Raw genomic sequence first — 16498 nt, 5'->3', positions numbered from 1 at the left:
CGTTGCAGCCGGTGAATCGCGTTCGAACAGTGAAAACGCCAGGTCGACGCCGAGTGATTCCCGCAAGACGTCCGCCCGTGGAGCGATGTTCGACACATCGACGCGCCCGCGGCGTCACTGGGCCAAGATTGTGTTCGCCCCGACACTGGTGCTCGCCGTGCTCACCGGCCTGCTCGGGGTGATGTACCTGGGTTATGTCGCCGATCCAGAGAAGAATTTGCACGATTTCCCGGTCGCGCTGGTGAACCTCGACGTGGGCGATGTCCTCGACACCGGTGGTCAGCAGCGCCGCGTCGACTTCGGCAAGCAGGTCACCGACGCGCTCGTCGCGAACGTGCCCGCCGACAAGATCGACCTGCGGGTGGTCGGCAAGCCGGAGTCCGAGCAGTTGCTGCGCACCGGCCAGGTGTACGGCGCGATCGTCATCCCCGGTGACTTCAGCAAACGCCTGGGAATTCTCGGCGCGGGCTCGATCGTGCCGGGCGAGATGGAGAAGCCCATCATCACCTTGCAGACCAATCCGCGCATGGGCGCCTACGGTGACGCCATCGTGCAGCGGATCGGCGAGCAGGCGCTGGCCGAGGTCGACAAGCAGGTCGGGGTGCAGCTGGTCGACCAGGTGCAGGCCACTCTCGCGCAGACGCCGGAGGGCGCGCCCGCACCGCAGATCTCCGGTGCGGCGATGCTGAGCCTCCAGAGTCCCATCGACACCGTCACCCAGGAGTACCGGCCGCTGCCACCCGGCACCGGCCAGGGCCTGACGGCCTTCTTCTACGCCCTGCTCCTGCTGCTGGCGGGCATGGTCGGGGCGATGGTCATCCACACGATGGTCGACGCGCAGTTCGGTTTCGTGCCAACCGAGTACGGGCCGTGGTTCGTGCACTATCCGACGTCGTCGATCTCCCGGTTCCACACCCTGCTCGTCAAGTGGGGCGTGTCGACGGTTGTCGCGGTGGTGGTTTCGGCGGTGTTCCTGCTGGCGGCCAAGCTCGTCGGCATGCCGGTCGACAATCCGCTCGCCCTGTACCTGTACTCGGTGCTCGCCATGGTCGCGGTCGGCTGGACGGCGCTGATGACGCTGGCCGCGCTCGGCACGGCGGGCCTGCTGGTGAACCTGGTGCTGTTCGTCATCCTCGGCCTGCCCTCCTCGGGCGGCACCGTGCCCATCGAGGCGACCCCGACCTACCTGTCCTGGCTGGCCGAATTCGAACCGATGCACCAGGTGTTCCTCGGCGTGCGCTCGATCCTGTACTTCGACGCGAACTACTCGGCCGGCCTCGATCGCGGCATCTGGATGGCACTGCTCGGCGTCGCGATCGCCGTCGTCGCGGGCACGATCATCACCCGCTACTACGACTACAAGGGCCTGCACCGCAAGAACCACTCCGACTGACGATGCGCGCGGCGGGGAGTCACCGTGCGGCGCAGGGACCGCACCGGTCGCGCAGGTCCGGCCACGTCTCGGTTCAGCGCGGTGCGGACAAGGGAACGATCGGCAGCCAGCCCGCGATCTCCGCGGCCCTGGTCCCGGAAGCCGAGACCGCGCCCGAAGCCACGGCGTCGTCGAACTCCAGCAGTCCGGTGGCCAGCAACAACCACGTCCGCGCATCGGTCTCCACCACATTCGGCGGATTCCCCCTGGTATGCCGAGGCCCCTCGATGCACTGCACCGCGACGAACGGCGGCACCCGCACCTCCACCGAATGCCCCGGCGCGCTCGCCGCCAACGCCCGCGCCGTCCCCTTCACCGCCGCCCCCAGCTCCCCCCGCCCCGGCGCCGCCGCACCCGCATCTCCCAACCACTGCGCCACCGCCAACACCGCCGCCCGCACCTGAGCGGGATCGACCACATTCCGACCAGCCATAGCGCGCAACGCTACCGACCGCCCCCGACAGCAATCGACAAACCGTATGTCCCGAGTTGCCAGACGCGCCGAGAGGGGCGAAACCGTCGCCCAAGCAGCGCGGTCCACAGCATCGCAGCCGCCCCTAGGGCTGGATGGTCATCGGGCCTCGCAGCCGGCCGATGCCTGATCCGGCGGCAAGTCGGGTCTCGACGTAGGCGGCCAGGGCGGGCAACAGGGCGCCGCCCGCGTTGATCGTGAGGTGCAGGAGGGCTGGGGCGGTGGCGCTGTCGGCGCGGCGGCGCAGGGCGCTGAAGACCAGGCCGGCGAGGGTGGTCGCGGCCAGGGTGACGGGAAGGGAGTCACCGGCGGTGCGGGCGGGGTGGATGTGCCAGAGGGCGAAGTCGGCGGCGCCGCCGACGGGCGGGCAGCCGCGGGAATCGAGGAGCGGGTCGAGGGTGGCGCGGAAGACGGCTTCCTCGGCCAGGACCGTGCCGACGGGAATGTGGACGGCGATCCATTCGAGGGTGGAGGTTTCGGGGACGCGCACCGCGACTTCGGCGGGCAGCTTGCGCAGTGCCGGAACGGCCAAGACCACGCCGTAACCCGCGAGAACCACCGCAGAACTTCCGAGACCCCACCGTAAACCGCTGGTGGACAACCAGTTCGGGCGACCACGGAACACCCCGGTGTACGCGCCGGCGAACAGCACGTTGGCCACCGATCGTCCGCGCAGAGGCAGACCGAGGGCAGGCAGAACCCAGTTGTTCCACACCGGCGGTATACACAGCGCCACACCGACAGCACCAACCACGTTCTCCCCGGCTCTCACTTCACCTCCCGCTCCAGCTTCTCGGCGGATTCGACTGCCACCCTGGCCTTCTCGACCACATCCGGGTTCACCGAAAGCCCCGTCACCGCCAGCCAACCGTCGAGCACGAGACTCCCGTACCGATGCCCGTGCCCATCCGAAACCCCTTGTGCGTTCGTGAGATCGGCCGTGACCTGCCAGAACGTCACGAACGGCGCCCATCGCATCTGCGTCGACACATCGTCGCCACGCGGTTCACGCAACCAATCCGGCCGGGTGAGGATCAGGTCCGCCGACCACCACACGATCGGGTCGGACGGATGCTGCAGGTAGGCGATGCGGGGCTCGCGCCATACCTCTGGCGAGTCGAAATCCGTTGCGTCGTCGGCGAATCGGACGACGAGCCCATCGGCATAAACCGGTGCCACCTCTCGCGAACCCGGATCGCGCCGGGCCACGAACTGCCGCCAGAGCCGATTGGAATTGGGCGGCCCCACCCACAGCGCCCCGTCGACCTTCTCCCGCAGGTCGGCCAACCCGTCGAAGGCCTCCTCCGATCCTTGCGACCCGAGACTCTCGCCGTACACGAACAGCTTGGGCCGCAGCTCTTCCGGTTGCGCCGACCACCGCCGGTACACCGCGTCGAACAGCTCACGGCTCGCCGCCGCGGCCTTCTCCCGGTCGGACAGAAACGACAGCACGCTGGGCAGATACGAGTACTGGGTGGCCACGATCGACGTGTCACCGCCGTAGAGATATTCGAGCGAACCGGCCGCCATCCCGTTCACCCACCCGGTCCCGGTGGTCGTCACCACCACCATCGCCGCCCGCTCGAAGGCCTTGGTCCGCTCGAGTTCGGCCACCGCCAGCTCGGCCGCAGTCTGCTCCCCGCGCACCGATTCCAACCCCACATACGCCCGGATCGGTTCGCGCGCAGGTCTTCCCGTCACCGCGGCGATGTCGGCCGCGTCGGGTCCGTTGGCGACGAACCACCGCCCTTCGAAACCGAGAGTCTCCCAGGGCGCGAGCGAAGCCGGGCTCCCGGACTTCTCCGGCGACACCGGCTGCACCGCGTACTCGGTGGTCCGGTCGTTGCGCACGCTGAACGCGGAGTTGGCGACGGCGAAGAACGCCCGCGAGGCCACCCCGTTGAACACCGTCACCGCGAACACCACCAGCACCAAAGCCCCGGCCGATGGCGCCAATTCGCGCGGCACCCGCACCCACTGGTTGAGCTGACGGGCCAGCACGAGGATCAGCGCACGCACCGTCCGGTACACCGCGACCACCGCCACCCCGACGGCCACACTGAGCAGCCCGGTCCGCAGATACGCGGGGGTAGTCGTACCTTCCATCCCCATCAGCGAAGTGATCTCGCGCTGCCAGCGCGCCGACTGCACGAGCATCCCAGCCGCCACGACCGCGCACACCACGAGCACCACGGCCTTGATGGCGTATCGCACCCGGTCAGGGGGCCCGGACAGCGGAATCCGTGGCCGCACCCACCGCCGCAACGCCCACTCGAGCACACACCCGAGCCCGTACCCGATGGCCGCGTTGATCCCACTGATGAGCCCCTGGAACAACCAGTCGCGCGGCACCAGCGAAGGCGTCACCGACAGCGCGAAGAACAGGGTGGCGACGACGAGCCCCGGGTAGTTCAGATCGACGATGTCCTCGACGCGCCGCATCACCCGCTTGCCGCGTGTACGCAGCGTGACGAGGGTCGACCCGGTCGCAGACACCGATCAAGTATGGCTGGCGGGCGCGCCGGGGGCAGAGGTTGTGGGTGGTGGGTCGGTCACTTTCGGCAACTACCCATCGCCGGTGAGTAGTTTCACGCGCCCGCGGCAATCCCCCGCCGCCCATGCTTGTTCCATGAGCACACCCAATGCCAAGCCGAAGAACACCACGGCCTACATGGCCCAGGCCGCGATCGCCTTCGCCGTCAGCCTGTTCGGCACCGGCGCGGGCATCGCCTACCTGCCGCTGGACGGCTGGCAGCGCGCCTTCCTCGCCATGTCGGGCCTGTTCCTGGTGACGAGCTGCTTCACCCTCGCCAAGGTGGTGCGCGATCAGCAGGAAACCCAGACCGTGATGAGCCGCCTCGACGAGGCACGCATCGAACAGCTGATCGCCGAACACAATCCGTTCAAGTCGGTCTCGTAGCCGGAAGTAGCCGATCGAGGGGTTCGGCTACTTCAGCTGATGCTCGGTCGCGGCGGATTCTTCGAGGAACAGCCGGATCCGCTGCGCCGATTCCGGTGTGTAGTCCGGTGGTCGAGCGATCGCCGCCCAGGCATCGGGCACCAGGTTGCCGTAGTTGTGGCCGTGCCCGTTCGAGACCGACTGCGCCCGTGGCAGATCCGCCGCCACCTGCCAGAAGGTGACGATCGGATACCACGACATCGCCGGTGACACATCGGGACCACGCTTCTCCCCGAGCCAGTCGGGTCTGCTGAACAGCAGATCGGGCGACCACCACACCACCGGGTCCGAGGCGTGCTGCAGATAGACGATGCGCGGATCGGTCCACTTGTCCGACGGCCGAGCGAGCTGATCGGCACTGGCGGCGAAGCGCACCGAGAGCCCGTCGGCGAAGATCGGGGTGATCTCGTCGGTCCCCGGATCACGGCGGGCGACGAATTCCGACCACAGCCGGTTGGAGTTGGGCGGGCCGACCCAGAGCACACCGTCGGTGCGGTTGCGGATGTCGGCCAGCCCGGAGAACGCGCCCTCCGACCCCTGGGAACCGAGGCTTTCTCCGTAGACGAGCAGCTTGGGCCGAGCGTTCTCGGGCAGCGTCGACCAGCGTTCGTACACCTTGTCGAACAGCATGCGGCCCATGCTCATCGACTTGTCCCGGTCGGACAGGAACGACAGCGCGCTCGGCAGGTACGAGTACTGGGTGGCGACCAGAGCGCTGTCCCCGCCGAACATCAACTCGACCGATTCGGCGCTGGTCGAGTCGACCCAGCCGGTACCGGTGGTGCTGATCACCACCAGCACCTTGCGGTCGAAGGCCTTGGTCCGTTCGAGTTCGGCCACGGCCAGGTCGGTTTGCGCCTCGAACCCGTCGGCCGATTCCAGTCCCGCGTATACCCGGATGGGTTCGCGGGCCGGTTTGCCGGTGACCTGGCTGATGGCCAGCGCGGTCGGTGCGTTCGAGACGAACCAGCGGCCTTCGGAACCGAGTGTTTCCCATGCCGCCAGCGAGCCGGGGCTGCCGGACCGTTCGGGCAACGTCGGTTGGATCGCGTGTGCGGAAGTGTGGCTGTTGCGTGCGCTGAACGCCGAATTGGCCACGGTGAAAAAGGCTTTCGCCAACACGCCGTTGAACAGGAGCACCGCGCCGATCACCACGATCAGCACTCCGAGCGGTCGCGCGAACGACGCGGGCACCCGAATCCACTGATTGAGACCGCGCGCCACCGCACGCACCAACTTGCGCACTGCGCGCGCGATCCAGATCAGCAGCCCGACCACGGCGGCGCCGAGCAACACTGTGCGCGCGTAGGAGTCCGAAACCGGCGCCATCCCCATCAGATCGGTGATCTCGCGTTGCCAGCGGCCCGATTGGATCGACATCAGCACCGCGAACACCACGCACGCCACCACGATCAGCGCCTTCACCGCCATCAGCGTCCACCGCGGCCGCTGCGCCCATCGCGCGGCGATCCGCTCCGGCACCGTCACCCGCGGCACCACCCACCGCTGCCAAGCCCAGGCCAGCCCACACCCGAGGCCGTACCCGATCGTGGCATTGATGCCGCTGATCAGGCCCTGGAAGAACCAGTCGCGCGGCAGCAGCGACGGTGTTAGCGACCAGCCGAACAGCATGGTCGCTACGAGCAACCCGGTGTAGTTCGGGTGGAAGAACCGTTCCACCAGGTGCACCCCGCGCAACAACGGGTTGTCGGCGGGTGCAACGGTGGCGCCGGTGGGTGCCGAGCTCTTCTCCGATGTGGTCAAAGCTCGGCTCCTCCTCTAGGTGTGCGCTCCGAACAGCTTAGGCAGCGTGCCCTCGAACACCTCACGCAATTCCGCGAGCGTCACCGAGAACTGGCCCTGCACCTCGATCGAATCCGAACCCTGGTCGACCACGCCGATGCGCACCCACGGCAGCTGCCGTGCGTCGCACATCTTGGTGAACCGGGTCTCCTCCGAACGCGGCACCGCGACGAGCACGCGCCCGGCCGACTCGGAGAACAGCTGCACGAACGGGTCGCTGCCCTCGGGAAGCACGATGCGGCAACCGGTCTCACCGGCCAGCGCGGCCTCGACGACGGTCTGCGCGAGACCACCCTCGGACAGGTCGTGAGCGGCCGAGATCATGCCGTCGCGCGAACCGGAGACGAGCACCTCCGACAGCAACTTCTCCCGGGCCAGGTCGACCTTGGGCGGCACACCACCGAGGTGCCCGTGCACCACCTGCGACCAGATGGAGCCGTCGAGTTCGTCGTGCGTGTCGCCGAGCAGGATCAGCGACTCGCCCGGCTCGAGGCCGAGACCGGTCGGGATGCGTCGGTGCACGTCGTCGATCACGCCGAGCACGCCGACCACCGGGGTGGGCAGGATGGCGTCCTTGCCGGTCTGGTTGTAGAAGCTCACGTTGCCGCCGGTGACCGGGATGCCGAGCGCCGCGCAACCGTCCGCGAGGCCGCGCACGGCCTGCTGGAACTGCCACATCACGCCCGGGTCCTCCGGCGAACCGAAGTTCAGGCAGTTGGTGACGGCCTTCGGGGTTGCACCCGTGGTCGCCACATTGCGGTAGGCCTCGGCCAGCGCCAGCTGGGCGCCGGTGTACGGGTCGAGCTTGGTGTAGCGGCCCGAGGCGTCGGTGGCAAGGGCGATGCCGCGCCCGGACGTCTCGTCGATGCGAACCACACCGGCGTCGGCGTGCTCGGCGAGCACGGTGTTGCCGCGCACGTAGCGGTCGTACTGCTCGGTGATCCACTTGCGGCTGCACAGCTGCGGGCTGGCCAGCATGGTCAGCAGGGTTTCGCGCAGCTCGTCGGCGGTCTTGGGCCGGGGCAGGTTCGCGGTGGTGTCGGCGATCAGCGCGTCCTGGTAGTCCGGGCGCTGCACCGGGCGCTCGTACACCGGGCCCTCGTGGGCGACGGTGCGCGGCGGCACATCGACCACGGTCTCGCCGTGCCAGCTGATGACGAGGTGGTCGCCGTCGGTGACCTCACCGATGACGGTGGCCAACACGTCCCACTTCTTGCACACCGCCATGAACGCGTCGACGTTCTCGGGGGTGACCACCGCGCACATGCGCTCCTGCGACTCGCTCGACAGGATCTCGGCGGGGGTCATGTGCTTGGCGCGCAGCGGCACCTTGGTGAGGTCGATGTGCATGCCGCCGTCGCCCGCCGCGGCGAGTTCGGAAGTGGCACAGGACAGTCCGGCGCCGCCGAGGTCCTGGATGCCGACCACGAGCCCGGCCTTGTACAGGTCGAGACAGCACTCGATGAGCACCTTCTCGGTGAACGGGTCGCCCACCTGCACGGCGGGCAGCTTCTTGCGGCCGGTGCCGGACTCGTCGCCGGAGAAGCTGTCGGAGGCGAGCACCGACACGCCGCCGATGCCGTCGAGGCCGGTGCGCGCGCCGAACAGGATGATCTTGTTGCCCGCGCCCGAGGCGAAGGCAAGGTGCAGGTCTTCGGTGCGCATCGCGCCCGCGCACAGCGCGTTCACGAGGGGGTTGCCCTGGTAGGAGGCGTCGAACACCGTCTCGCCGCCGACGTTGGGCAGGCCGAGGGAGTTGCCGTAGCCGCCGATACCGCGCACCACACCGTCGACCACGCGACGGGTGTCGGGGGCGTCGGCCGCGCCGAAGCGCAGCTGGTCCATCACCGCGATCGGGCGCGCGCCCATGGCCATGATGTCGCGCACGATGCCGCCGACGCCGGTGGCCGCGCCCTGGTACGGCTCCACGTACGACGGGTGGTTGTGGCTTTCTACCTTGAAGGTGACGGCCCAGCCGTCGCCGATGTCGACCACACCGGCGTTCTCGCCGATACCGGCCAGCATCGAGGCCTTCATCTCGTCGGTGGTGGTCTCACCGAAGTAGCGCAGGTGCACCTTCGAGGACTTGTAGGAGCAGTGCTCGCTCCACATCACCGAGTACATGGCCAGCTCGGCGTCGGTGGGCCGACGGCCGAGAATCTCCTTGATGCGGGCGTACTCGTCGTCTTTGAGACCGAGTTCCTTGTACGGCTGCGGAGCATCCGGGGTGGCTGCGGCGGTGGCGACGGTGTCGACCTGCAGTGTCACGGGAGACCAGGGTCCTTTCGGCCGGGGGAACTTGGCTCCGAGTCTATCGGTAGGGCCGTCGCGGCCCGCCGCCTGTACTCCCCGTCCGCCGCTGGTGCGCGGATTCGGTCTGATCACACTTGCGGTTCGCCACGGTGAGCACCCGTTACGCTGACGCCGTGAACGAAAGTCCGGGGGTTGCCGAGCAGGTCGAGCCACCATTTTCCGCGCGCGAGGCGGAGTCGGGCGGCAGGCGGGAACAGAACTCGCGCCCTGACCGGCGACGCGGGCTGCTGCTTGCGGCGATCGCCTTGTTCGTGGTCTCCGGGGTGATCGCGTTCGTCGCCAACTGGTGGAGCGGTTTCATCGACCTGCAGGTGTATCGCAACGGAGCCCGCGTGTGGCTCGACGGCGGCGACCTGTACGGCCCGATGCCTCCGGTGCTAGGGCTCGGGCTGCCGTTCACCTATCCCCCGCTGGCCGCGTTGTTCTTCGTCCCGCTCGCCGTGATGCCGCTGGTCGCCGCCGAGGTGGTCGTGCTCACCACCTCGCTGCTGAGTCTGGCGGTGGCGCTGTGGCTGGTGCTGATCCGGGTGCGACCCGAGTTCGACCGGATCACAGTGCTGGCGGTGGTGATCGCCGGTCTCGGTGCGGCGCAGTTCCTGGAACCGGTACGGCAGACGGTCAATTTCGGGCAGATCAATCTGATCCTGATGGCCGCGGTCACCGTCGACATCCTGGTGCGTAAACCGTTCTGGCCCCGCGGAATGCTGATCGGCATCGCCGTGTCGATCAAGCTGATCCCGGCCGGTTACCTGCTGTATTTCCTGCTGCGCCGCGATTGGAAAGCCGCGGCGACGCTGGTGGTTTCGGCCGCCGGTGCCGTCGGCGTCGGCTTCCTGCTCTTCCCGAGCGACTCGGTCCAGTACTGGTTCCACACCGTCACCGACACCGGCCGCATCGGCACCCCGTATTTCGCCGGGAACCAGTCGATCAAGGGCACCCTGTACCGGCTCGGCATCGACTCCTCGGCCGCCACCGCGCTCTGGATCCTGCTGTCGGCGTTGACGATCACGCTGGCGGCGGTGTGGATGTACCGGCTCATCGAGGCGGGTCGTGACGTCGCGGCCATGCTGGTGAACGCCGCCGCGATCCTGCTCGTCTCGCCGGTGTCGTGGTCGCATCACTGGGTGTGGGTGGCGCCGGCGCTCGTCGTCGCCGTCGACCTGGCGGTGCGCAGGCGTTCGCGCGCGTTCACGACGCTGGTCGCCGTGTTCACGGTGGTGTTCATCATCGGCCCGCAATGGTTGCTGCCGCACAACCGCGATCACGAGCTGGACTGGGCGTGGTGGCAGCAGATCATCGGAAGTACCTACGTGTGGGCCACTTTCGCGGTCCTGGTGTACGCGGTGATCACCTATCGGCCTCAGTCCAGTGGCGTCGGCGTGAGGAAGGCGGCCAGCGCCGAGGCGTAGGCGGGGATGTCGGCGGCACCCATCAGCTCGCGGCAGGAATGCATGGCCAGCTGCGGTGCGCCCACGTCGACGGTGGATATTCCGGTGCGGGCCGCGGTCATCGGGCCGATGGTCGATCCGCACGGCAGATCGGCGCGGTGCACATACCGCTGCAACGGCACCTCGGCCTGGGCGCACGCCAGCGCGAACGCCCCCGCACCGGCGGCGTCGGTGGCGTAGCGCAGGTTCTGGTTGACCTTGAGCACCGGCCCGCCGCCGACCTCGATCCGGTGCGCGGGTTCGTGCCGGTCGGGATAGTTCGGGTGCGTGGCATGTGCCATGTCACCGGAGGCGACGACCGAACCGGCCAGTGCGGCAAGGTAATCCGCGCGGCCACCGCCACGGGCGAGCACGATCCGCTCGAGCACGGCGGGCAGCAGATCCGATTGGGCGCCGCGATCGGACTGACTGCCCACTTCCTCGTGGTCGAACATCACCAGCACCGCCGTGGCCGCGCCGGGGTCGTCGGCGGCGGCGAGGAACGCCTGCAGTCCGGCGTAACAGGTGCCCTGATTGTCCAGGCGCGGGGCGCTCACCAGGTCGCGATGGCGGCCGACGATGGTGCTCGGCGCCAGATCGTGGGTCATCAGTTCCCAGCCGAGCACCGAGTCACCGTCCACCCCGGCCCGCTCGGCCACGAAATCCAGGAACGAGGCGGGCGAATCACCGATGCCCCAGATGGCGTTCACGTGACGCTGCGGGTCCAGCGTCACCCCGCGCCGGTCCTCGGACAGGTGGATCGCCAGCTGCGGCACCCGCAGAATCGGTTCGTCGACGCGCACCAGCACATCGCGCATCCGCGCACCGTCGCGCACACTGAGCCGCCCCGAGATCCCCAGTTCCCGGTCGAGCCACGAATTCAGCCAGGCCCCACCGTAGGGTTCGAGCCCGACCAGCTGCCAGCCGGACCCGGCCAGATCCGGATGCTGCTTCACCCGCAGATTGGGGCTGTCGGTATGCGCCCCGACCACGCGAAACGGGTCGGCGGGCGCCGCGTCGTAATCGGCCCAGGCGATCAGCGAACCGCCACGGACCACATAGTGTTTCCCACCCGCGTCGTCCCAGGACCGCGCCTCGGTCAACGGCGTGAAGCCATTGGCATCCAATTCCGCCGCAACCGTGGCGCACACATGGAACGGCGACGGCGAAGCATCGATGAACGCACACAACCCACTGGCCGTGGCCGCAGTCAGAGATACCGGCATAGGGCCGATCCTAGGGGCAATACCGTCGGCGCCGGCGGCCGAACGCCGGGACCGGCACCCGCTACTGGTCGGCGATGACGGCGAGGGCGGCCATGAGGTCGTTGTAGCGCCGGGCTCCCAGCCGCGCCTTCAACTCCTCTTCGGCCAGCTGTTCTTCCCGCCGGATCTTGGCCACGAGCTTGGCGCCGAGGCTGCTCAGCCCGATGAGAATCCGCCGTCGGTCATCGGTCGCCGCGACGCGGAAGATCAGGCCGCGCTCGGCGAGATTGTCGGCGTGCCGGGTGGCCGAGGACGGGGCGAGGCGGGCCTGCGCAGCCAGCTCCGACATGGTCACGCCGTGCTCGGTGGACAGCTGGGTGAGAATCGCCCAGTGGTCGTCGGTGAGGTTGTCGGCCGACAGCGCCGCGTCTAATCGGCGCACCCAATTTCGCTCTGCCGAGCGCAGCGCGCCGTGCAGCGTGGAACAGCCACTTATGATGGACACCGATCGCATTCCCACCTGCCGAGAAATTCATTCGAACAATGCTGCTCGAGCTAGGCGATAGAGTACAGAATGCCCACCTTCGACGAGAGCCGGGATGAGACGATCGAGATTCTCTCGATCGTGCCCACCCAGGGCCCGGGTGGCATCATCGCACCGTCCTGTACTGCGGCGATATCGCTGGCAGTAGACGAAATCAACAGCGGCACAGGGATTCTCGGCCGTGAGATCCGGCTCACGACCATCGACGGCGGCCGCCCACCGAGCGTGGTCGCCACGGAAGTCGAGGCGCTACTCGCCACCGGAATGGTCGGCGCGATCACCGGCTGGCACACCTCGGCCGTGCGGCGTGCGGTCGCCACCGCTGTCGACAGCCGGGTGCCGTATCTGTACGCCACCGACCACGAAGGCCTGCCCGACGAACGCGCGGGTGTGCTGATGGTCGGCGAACATCCCGATCACCAGACCGTGCCCGCCGCCGCGTGGATGGGCCGGGAGCTGGGGGTGCGCCGCTGGGCGGTGATCGGCAACGACTACGTCTGGCCGCGCCATACCGCGCACGCGCTGCGTCGCGCGCTGCCCTCGCCCGCCGATATCGTGCTGGAACGCTATGTGCCGATGGGCACCACGGATTTCGCGAACTTCCTGGACGAACCCGCCCTGCTGTTCGCCGATGCCGTCCTGATCCTGATGGTCGGCGCCGACACCGCCCGTTTCAACAGGCAGTTCACCGCGGTGGGGCTGTCGGATTTCCTGCCGCGTCTCAGCCCGGCGGTGGACGAGAACGTGCTGCTCAGCGCGGGCCCCGGTGCCAACAAGAACCTGTATGTCGCCTCGAGCTTCTTCCTCGACGACAACGACGGCCGCCGCGCTCGCTACCGCCGCCACCAGGGAAAGTTCGCCCCGGTGCTCACGACGTTCGGCAATTCCACCTATGAGGCGGTGCACCTGCTGCGCAGTGTGGCCGACACCGTCGGCACGCTCGACGTGCCGACCGTGCAGGCCCGGCTGGCCGAGGGTCTCGCCGTCGACGGCCCGGCCACCCGGCGCGGTTTCCTCGGCAACCAGGCCGTCGGCCCCACGCACCTGGCGCGGGCCGACGGGGTCGATTTCGACATCATCGACCGGTTGGACTGATTCAGGCGTTGACGAAGCTGTCGATCACGGAGAAGAACATCCCGAGACCGTCGTCGCTGGGCCCGGTGAGCGCCTCGGTGGCGTGCTCGGGGTGCGGCATCAGGCCGACGACCCGGCCGTTGGCCGAGGAGATGCCTGCGATTCCGCGCTGCGAACCGTTCGGGTTGTCACCGGAGTAGCGGAACACCACGCGGCCCTCACCCTCCAGCTCGTCGAGCACCTTCGTCGACGCCTGGAAACGGCCCTCACCCGACTTGAGCGGGACGAGGATCTGCGCGCCCGGCTCGTACCGCGAGGTCCAGGCGGTGTTGGTCGCCTCGACCGTGAGCCATTCGTCCCGGCAGATGAAGTGCAGGCCCTCGTTGCGGGTGAGCGCACCGGGCAGCAGCCCGGCCTCGCACAGCACCTGGAAGCCGTTGCAGATGCCGAGCACCGGCAGGCCCTGCCCGGCGGCCCGGACCACTTCGCCCATCACCGGCGCGAACCGGGCGATGGCGCCGCAGCGCAGGTAGTCGCCGTAGGAGAAGCCACCGGGCACGATCACCGCGTCGACATCCTTGATGTCGGCGTCGGCGTGCCACAGACTCACCGCGTCGGCGCCCGCCAGGCGCACCGCGCGGGCCGCGTCGACATCGTCGAGCGTCCCCGGGAACGTGATGACCCCGATGCGTGTGCTCATGAGACCCGGACGACCTTCCAGTCCTCGATCACCGTATTGGCCAGCAGCGCCTCGGCGATCTGTTCGAGCTGGGCGTCGGAGACGCTGTCGTCCACCTCGAGCTCGAATCGCTTGCCCTGCCGTACATCCGAGATGCCGGCGAATCCCAGACGTGGGAGCGCGCCGACCACGGCCTGCCCCTGGGGGTCCAGAATCTCGGCCTTCGGCATGACCTCGACCACGACTCGTGCCACGCAATGCTCCTCATGTGGTGTGGGGGTTACGCAGAAATCCTAGTTGACCCGGCCGTCGTGCCCGCGTTCCGGGGTCGGTGGCGCATAGCATCGGGTCATGCGTATCGCCCACTTCGGCCATTCCTGCATCCTCGTGGAACTGCACGGCGCGAAAGTGCTGTTCGATCCCGGCACCTTCGCGCACGGGTTCGAGGGCATCACCGGTCTGGACGCGATCGCGGTGACCCACCAGCACCCCGACCACATCGACCCGAACCGGATCGCCGACCTGATCGACGCCAATCCGGGCGCGCGGCTGCTGTCCGACCCGCAGACGGCCCAGCAGCGCAGCGAGGGCTGGGAGCCGGTATCGGCCGGTCAGGTGCTCGACATCGGCGACTTACAGATCACCGGTGGCGGCGGCCGCCACGCGGTGATCCACCCCGAGATCCCGGTGATCGACAACACGGTCTTCCAGCTGGGCACCGCCGCCGACCCCGCCCAGCTGGTGCATCCGGGTGATTCGCTGTGGGTGCCGCCGGTGCCGGTCGGCGTGCTCGCCATCCCGGCCGTCGCCCCGTGGATGCGGATCTGGGACACCGTCGACTACCTGCGCGCGGTCAACCCACGCACCGCCCTGCCGATCCATTTCGGCATCATCGATCGCTCCGCGCACGGCATCTACTTCGGCCGCCTCGCCGAGATGGCGCCGGCTGGTACCGAGTTCCGGGTGATCGACCCCGAGGACCAGGACCAGTTCTAGCGCCCGTAGGTGCTCAGGAACAACGCCTCGGCCAGCGCCATGTGCTCGATCTCGCTCGGATCGACACTCTCGTTGGGCGCGTGGATGAGGCACTTCGGTTCCTCGACCCCGATCAGCATGATCTCGGCCTTCGGATAGGTGTCGGCGAAGACATTGCACAGGGGGATGGAACCGCCCTGACCTTCCGTCGTGGCCGGTCGACCGTACGCGGTCGCCATCGCCTCGGACATCGCGTCGCGGGCGGGGCCGTGTTCGGCGGCGACGAACGGTTCGCCGAGCCCCTCCAGTTCGATGTCGAGCCGCGCGTTCCACGGGGTATGCGCCCGCAGGTGCTTTTCCAGCAGCTCATAGGCGTGTTGTGGGTCGGTGCCGGGCGGGATGCGCAGGTTGAGCCGCGCTCTTGTGCTGGGCTGGATCGCCGCCGACGAGCCGACCACCGCGGGCACGTCCATGCCGAGCACGGTCAGCGCCGGACGGGCCCACAGCATGTCGGCGACGGTGCCGCCGCCGATCAGGTCCACGCCGTCGAGGACGCCCGCGTCGGCCCGGAAGTCCTTGGGTGGATATTGCACCCCGGTCCACTGCTGGTCGGCGGTGAGGCCGTCGACGGTGGTGTTGCCGTGCTCGTCGCGCAGGGACGACAGCAGCTGGATCATCGCCGCCAGCGCGTCGGGTGCCGGCCCACCGAACATGCCCGAGTGCATCGGCCCGGCGAGGGTCGTCACGGTGACGACGACATTCACCTGCCCGCGCAGGGTCTGGGTGAAGGTCGGCAGGCCGACGGCGAAATTGCCGCAGTCGGCGACCAGGATGGCGTCGGCGGTGAGCAGCTCGGGATTCGCGACGACGAATTTCTCCAGCCCGCCGGTGCCCTGTTCCTCCGAGCCCTCCGACACCAGCTTGATGCCCACCGGGAAGTCGGGGCCGATCGCGCGCAGGGCCGTGAGGTGGGTGACGATATTGCCCTTGCAGTCGGCGGCGCCGCGCCCGTACCAGCGGCCGTCCTTCTCCGTGAGCGTCCAGACCGGGGTTTCCCATGCCTGGTCATCGAGTGGTGGTTGCACGTCGTAGTGGCAGTACAGCAGCACCGTCGGGCTGCCGGGCGGACCCGGCCGGTGCCCGATCACGGCCTGGCTGCCGTCGGGCGTCTCGTGCAGGCCGACCGTCAGCCCGAGCTCGGTGAAAGCGTCGGCCACCCACTGCGCGGCCCGCGTGCAGCCTTCCGCCGGGAACTGGCGCGGATCGGCCACGGACCGGAACGAAACCAGCTGTGCGAGGTCGTTTTTCGCCTCGCCCATGAGTCCGGAAACCTTGGCGCGCAGCGCGTCGACATCGGGAGCCTTCGTCATCGGTGGCCTCACTTCGTCGTGTCGTCGAGATGCAGGGTGTCGAGATGTGCACGGTAGTCGGCCAGGTGTTGCGGGCAGTAGACGGCGATCGCCTGGCCGACCGCCTCGGCGGCCTCCTTCGAGCCGATCACCGGGCGCTGTCCGGGCCCTGATGCGCCATTGCTTAGCGCGGCTTGGTATTTCGCCTTGAGGTGGGCCGAGCCCGGATCCCGGCACACCGAACCGCCGTCGTCACCGAGCGCCGA

Annotated in this window: 15 protein-coding genes and 1 pseudogene; 5 read left to right on the top strand and 11 right to left on the bottom strand. The window is 68.5% G+C overall.

The genetic code is table 11. The annotated features are described in order from the left end of the window. The first annotated feature begins 85 nt into the window (after window positions 1-85). Complete coding sequence (locus NI2_RS18550) at window positions 86-1393, top strand: YhgE/Pip domain-containing protein (protein ID WP_067492327.1); 1308 nt, start codon at window positions 86-88, stop codon at window positions 1391-1393. 73 nt (window positions 1394-1466) lie between these two features. Here the strand turns inward: NI2_RS18550 and NI2_RS18545 are convergent, their stop codons facing one another. The 3 genes from NI2_RS18545 to NI2_RS18535 all read right to left on the bottom strand — a co-directional run bounded on the left by NI2_RS18545 (window position 1467) and on the right by NI2_RS18535 (window position 4346). Then, window positions 1467-1865 carry a sterol carrier family protein gene (locus NI2_RS18545; RefSeq protein WP_067492326.1) on the bottom strand — a complete coding sequence of 133 codons (399 nt, stop codon included), beginning with the start codon at window positions 1863-1865 and terminating at the stop codon, window positions 1467-1469. A gap of 124 nt (window positions 1866-1989) precedes the next feature. Further along, window positions 1990-2640 (bottom strand): CPBP family intramembrane glutamic endopeptidase, encoded by a 651-nt coding sequence (locus NI2_RS18540; protein WP_243749835.1) that lies wholly within the window; start codon window positions 2638-2640, stop codon window positions 1990-1992. A gap of 32 nt (window positions 2641-2672) precedes the next feature. Then, window positions 2673-4346 carry an alpha/beta hydrolase gene (locus NI2_RS18535; protein WP_067492325.1) on the bottom strand — a complete coding sequence of 558 codons (1674 nt, stop codon included), beginning with the start codon at window positions 4344-4346 and terminating at the stop codon, window positions 2673-2675. Between the two features lie 187 nt (window positions 4347-4533). Here NI2_RS18535 and NI2_RS18530 point away from each other — a divergent pair, with 187 nt between their 5' ends. Beyond that, window positions 4534-4824 carry a YiaA/YiaB family inner membrane protein gene (locus NI2_RS18530; RefSeq protein WP_067492324.1) on the top strand — a complete coding sequence of 97 codons (291 nt, stop codon included), beginning with the start codon at window positions 4534-4536 and terminating at the stop codon, window positions 4822-4824. Between the two features lie 27 nt (window positions 4825-4851). Here the strand turns inward: NI2_RS18530 and NI2_RS18525 are convergent, their stop codons facing one another. Continuing rightward, window positions 4852-6627: an alpha/beta hydrolase gene (locus NI2_RS18525; RefSeq protein ID WP_084476519.1), complete on the bottom strand. Its 1776-nt coding sequence runs from the start codon at window positions 6625-6627 to the stop codon at window positions 4852-4854. Between the two features lie 15 nt (window positions 6628-6642). Further along, window positions 6643-8934 carry a phosphoribosylformylglycinamidine synthase subunit PurL gene (gene purL, locus NI2_RS18520; protein ID WP_067492323.1) on the bottom strand — a complete coding sequence of 764 codons (2292 nt, stop codon included), beginning with the start codon at window positions 8932-8934 and terminating at the stop codon, window positions 6643-6645. Window positions 8935-9092: 158 nt separating this feature from the next. On the opposite strand from purL, the gene NI2_RS18515 reads away from it, so the two are divergent. After that, entirely contained in the window at window positions 9093-10388 is a 1296-nt protein-coding gene (locus NI2_RS18515) for a glycosyltransferase 87 family protein (protein WP_243749834.1), read from the top strand. Here NI2_RS18515 and NI2_RS18510 read toward each other — a convergent pair. Continuing rightward, entirely contained in the window at window positions 10340-11632 is a 1293-nt protein-coding gene (locus NI2_RS18510) for a M18 family aminopeptidase (RefSeq protein ID WP_067492322.1), read from the bottom strand. The genes NI2_RS18515 and NI2_RS18510 overlap by 49 nt on opposite strands. Window positions 11633-11693: 61 nt before the next feature. Continuing rightward, window positions 11694-12125 carry a MarR family winged helix-turn-helix transcriptional regulator gene (locus NI2_RS18505; RefSeq protein WP_067492321.1) on the bottom strand — a complete coding sequence of 144 codons (432 nt, stop codon included), beginning with the start codon at window positions 12123-12125 and terminating at the stop codon, window positions 11694-11696. A gap of 60 nt (window positions 12126-12185) precedes the next feature. On the opposite strand from NI2_RS18505, the gene NI2_RS18500 reads away from it, so the two are divergent. Beyond that, window positions 12186-13250 (top strand): substrate-binding domain-containing protein, encoded by a 1065-nt coding sequence (locus NI2_RS18500; protein ID WP_067492320.1) that lies wholly within the window; start codon window positions 12186-12188, stop codon window positions 13248-13250. A gap of 1 nt (window position 13251) precedes the next feature. Here the strand turns inward: NI2_RS18500 and purQ are convergent, their stop codons facing one another. Both purQ and purS read right to left on the bottom strand, forming a co-directional pair. Next, window positions 13252-13929 carry a phosphoribosylformylglycinamidine synthase subunit PurQ gene (gene purQ, locus NI2_RS18495; protein WP_067492319.1) on the bottom strand — a complete coding sequence of 226 codons (678 nt, stop codon included), beginning with the start codon at window positions 13927-13929 and terminating at the stop codon, window positions 13252-13254. After that, entirely contained in the window at window positions 13926-14162 is a 237-nt protein-coding gene (gene purS / locus NI2_RS18490; RefSeq protein ID WP_056818769.1) for a phosphoribosylformylglycinamidine synthase subunit PurS, read from the bottom strand. The genes purQ and purS overlap by 4 nt, the downstream gene beginning before the upstream one ends. A gap of 97 nt (window positions 14163-14259) precedes the next feature. Between purS and NI2_RS18485 the strand changes: the two genes are divergently transcribed. Continuing rightward, on the top strand, window positions 14260-14904 hold the full coding sequence (locus NI2_RS18485; protein ID WP_067492318.1) for an MBL fold metallo-hydrolase: 645 nt from the start codon (window positions 14260-14262) through the stop codon (window positions 14902-14904). On the opposite strand, the gene NI2_RS18480 is transcribed toward NI2_RS18485, so the two are convergent. Both NI2_RS18480 and NI2_RS34490 read right to left on the bottom strand, forming a co-directional pair. Further along, on the bottom strand, window positions 14901-16253 hold the full coding sequence (locus NI2_RS18480) for a dipeptidase (protein ID WP_067492317.1): 1353 nt from the start codon (window positions 16251-16253) through the stop codon (window positions 14901-14903). The genes NI2_RS18485 and NI2_RS18480 overlap by 4 nt on opposite strands. Window positions 16254-16261: 8 nt before the next feature. Beyond that, a pseudogene (locus tag NI2_RS34490) lies at window positions 16262-16498 on the bottom strand (hypothetical protein); the annotation flags it as partial.

This window comes from Nocardia ignorata NBRC 108230, from assembly GCF_001612905.1.
Classification (GTDB): Bacteria; Actinomycetota; Actinomycetes; order Mycobacteriales; family Mycobacteriaceae; genus Nocardia; species Nocardia ignorata.
This window is presented reverse-complemented; position numbering and strand designations above follow the sequence as displayed.